The organism is Brevibacterium sp. FME37, assembly GCF_014897485.1.
Taxonomy (GTDB): Bacteria; Actinomycetota; Actinomycetes; order Actinomycetales; family Brevibacteriaceae; genus Brevibacterium.
Window position 1 is genome coordinate 1 of record NZ_JABUYE010000039.1, and the last position, 3,503, is coordinate 3,503.

A 3,503-nucleotide genomic window follows, 5' to 3' on the forward strand; every position below is an offset into this window, starting at 1 on the left:
GTCTGCGCAAGCCGCGTGAGACAGATCAAGTGTCCACAACTTGCGGGGAACCTCAATGCATCCTGCGCAGGACTGCTTTGCAGAGTTGTACCATCAACGAGAACGATGAACCCCGAGATAGCGATCCCGACCACAGCGGCACATGTGAGTCCCGCGAGTAGCAGGGCCGTCCCTATGGTGTTCAGCCGGCGCAGCTGGTCACGCCCTCTAGCCTCCCAAGGCCGCTGGTTCAAGACCGAGATAATGAAACTCGTGGCGATGAGTGTGAGAGCGGCACCGAAGCCCAGGAGGATCCACATTGTTGAGAAGACTGCAAGGCCAGTGACAAAACCAGCTAGGAGTGCGAACAGGCCCGCAATGATCAGCACGACGGATAAGCGATCGCTACTCACGAATCTTGCTTTCTGGAAACCTGCCTGCGCATGAGATCGAGCATCTCTTTGCGGTCAGCTTCCTGCCGCTTGAGGTACTTGGTGATCCAGACAGTCGCAATTACGATGCCCGCTACGATGACGAGAAAGACAAACACTGGCAGAAGTGTCAGCAGCATGCCAAGGACGCCAAAGCTCGATTCGACGAATCCAAAGCCTTCCATATGCTCGATCCTTTCGGTGCATCTGCGGGCTCTGCCTCATTAGTTGAAAGCGATAAGGCTCATTCTATAGTGTGCGCAAACATCGCATGAGCACGATAGAAGAGGTGCATTGCCGAGATTCAGTGGCGCAACGCCGGGCAGTCAATCCGCTTTCGAAACCGTTGAAAACGGACGCGGGCCCCTTCGGGCACACGTATTTCTTGCCTTCACCTGCACAAAGTGTCCTGCGGGCGGTCACTTTCCGCCGCGAGCGTTCAATCGTGATCGCGACAATTCCCGTCACGGCCCTGACTCTACGACGAGTGTGCCAAGATCGGCATATGAATGGTTCCAAACCAGATTCGCTCTGGTCTTCGCCCACCAGTTAAGCAGCCTCTCAGTTGCTCAGGCCGTGTACTACGACTCGACCGGAATTGGAGGGACGCTTGTGTGGGTGTTCGCCGCGTTCATGTTCCCCCTGACCGCCGTACTTTTTCTACTGATGGCCCTGATCATCAAGATCCGGTCCCGCCATGGGTGGACCCGCACGAGTTCGGGACATCTCTAAGACGGTATACGAGGACGGGTAAAGGATTGATTCGGGCTCTCTCCCCAGTATCAGGGCTGCAATCTCTGCGATTTTCGAGTGCGGTCTCTCCACCGGTCTGAAACGTTGAGACTCACCCACACAACCACAGCGATGATCGCGACACGCACCCATTCCCGGAAATGCCAGACCGAGTCTGGTGTCAGGATGATCCGGCCGTAAATGAACTTCTCACAGCTCACTGCTACCAAAGCTGCCAGCAGGCATAGGGTGATGCGAAACAGGTGGTGTACCACTACGCTCCCTCGTCTGGTCTTCGGAGTCACGTCGACTTCGATGACAATCAGGCCATCGCCGCGTTCAGGGGCAGCGAGGACTTATTCTGCGGATTGCGGGTTCTCGTTCTTCTGCTCGACCCGTTTGGCCAGTTCGAGGTCGAGCAGGTTGTTGACCTTGAGCAGAACAATCAAACCGAGCACCAGCAATGAGAGCACCAGGCCACCGCTGAGCACATAAACCCCGACGGTCACAAAACTAAACACATCCATGGTCATGGGACTATACCGGCTACCTAGCCACAACGGAGGTGAAAATTCATCAGCTCGAGTTCTCGGACAGCCATATCGTGAACGGAGGTTCGACGGAACGTGTCCTTCCTCGGCAAGCAACGACAACGGGCTTGAAGCGTCAGTGATTGTCGCGGTAGTTGGTCACGAATATGTGACCTCCAAGACGAATTCGGTGGAGCCGGTCACGACGGGCGGAAATGTCTACCGGGTATCCCCGCTCACCGAATCCGTCCAAGAACTGGACTAGATTGCGAACGAAACTGTCAAGGACGGCACCACCTAGACGCTGGAAAGTCGCCCTCTCGATCTGCGAAGCCGATTTCGTCAGCTGTCTGCACAAACTCCAACAGCCGCACCCACAAGGGCGGGACCGTAGATTTGCGGCCCCGCCCTTGTGGGTTTAAAGCTAGCTCCTATTCGTCCGACTCGATTTCATCAGCGTTCTGCTGTAGCTTCGCTAGCTGCTGAGCCTGTGAGGTCAAATCGTCAGACATCTGAGCCAACGGACCGTCAGCAAGTTCTGTCACCCGCGCGGCGAAGGCCTCATTGAAACTAGTATCGGGGCCTCCAGCAAGATCCTTCACGTAGGAAAGATGCTTGCTAATTACACGAACGGCATCCGCAGAAGCTTCTAAGAGCCTGGTCGTGAACCGGTCTTCCGCATGTGGCAGAACCACTAAATCGTTGCTGTAAACACCGTCGATGGCGACAAGCGCGGCAAGTACTTCTACTGGGTCGAGCGAAGAAACCCACCGCCAAATGAACCGATCACGGATCTCTTCGAAATTGTGAACGGGGCTCCCAGTATCTTCGAACCCTTCGACAAGGGCATAGGCGACGTCCTTTATCGACATAGCGCCCGCAAGCTGCAACGCACTGTCAAGTGAGCCCTTTTCCGCAGCGACGATCGCCTCAGTCAGTGCCTGTGCGCTATCACGGTTTACCCCACCAGCCATTACTGATCTTCCCACCCTTCTTCGCATATGTGACAACTATGTACTTACCCTTGTAGGGAAGGACAGCCTGCATTCCGTTCGCACCACGTTTCGAGTGCTTGCCGTTAGCCATAGCACGAGACATTAAGTTCGCAATTTTCGATCGCGAGGTGCCGCCAATCTTCCCCCAGTTGTGCTTCTTCGCCCGGATATGCTTCCAGGTGTTCGCGTTGGCCTTCTGAAGAAGGTACTTGGAGGTGGCCTTCTTGATCTTCGACTTCCCTATTTGCTTGATCGCTGCTTTAATCCCGACACGAGCGAGGAGGCCAAGAACCCACAGAATCGGGAATGCCTGCGCATTCACCTGGGCAGAAGAAACCTCAATGGTTTCTCCGGACTGAGCATCTTCGAGAGTTGCGGTGAAGGCTTCATCACCTAAATAGGTGAAATCACGGACGAGTAGTTCGCTTTCAATGTCTTCACCATCGACGACTGCTTCAACCGTCACCGACTGGATCAGCTCATCAAGAGGAGCATCGGAATCCGTGGCGACATCCACACGCGAATCAATACCTTCAGCCTCAACCGAGGTGGAGACTGTGCCACCGACCGCGTCGACGTCTACAGTCGTATCTAGGTTGTCGCCGCCCTCATCAAGCGACTCAACACCTGAGGTCGCCTCATCAGGATCAACAGAGACACTATGTGTGCTGACGCTTGGTACTTCGGTTGGCTCGTCGGCCGCGACGGGTGAAATATTTGCCGTCGACAGCCCCACCGCTAACGCGGTCACCGCTGCAACAGCAGCAACGCTCTTCCTTAACCTCGATCCACCGATCTAGGCTGAAGCTGCACGCTGGTCTGGATTTCGGTGTTTG

Annotated in this window: 4 protein-coding genes; all 4 read right to left on the minus strand. The window is 55.3% G+C overall.

What is annotated here, in order from left to right; translation table 11 throughout:
• Nucleotides 1-388: 388 nt before the first annotated feature.
• Entirely contained in the window at nt 389-595 is a 207-nt protein-coding gene (locus INT29_RS19785; RefSeq protein WP_069599747.1) for a hypothetical protein, read from the minus strand.
• Nucleotides 596-1,498: 903 nt separating this feature from the next.
• On the minus strand, nt 1,499-1,675 hold the full coding sequence (locus INT29_RS19790) for a hypothetical protein (RefSeq protein ID WP_193073264.1): 177 nt from the start codon (nt 1,673-1,675) through the stop codon (nt 1,499-1,501).
• A 428-nt stretch (nt 1,676-2,103) separates the two neighbouring features.
• Nucleotides 2,104-2,646 (minus strand): hypothetical protein, encoded by a 543-nt coding sequence (locus tag INT29_RS19795; RefSeq protein ID WP_009885516.1) that lies wholly within the window; start codon nt 2,644-2,646, stop codon nt 2,104-2,106.
• The gene (locus tag INT29_RS19800) at nt 2,624-3,418 is read right to left on the minus strand and encodes an SAR2788 family putative toxin (protein WP_193073263.1); all 795 of its coding nucleotides are present in this window, start codon (nt 3,416-3,418) and stop codon (nt 2,624-2,626) included. Before INT29_RS19800 ends, INT29_RS19795 begins: the two co-directional genes overlap by 23 nt.
• Between the last annotated feature and the right edge of the window lie 85 nt (nt 3,419-3,503).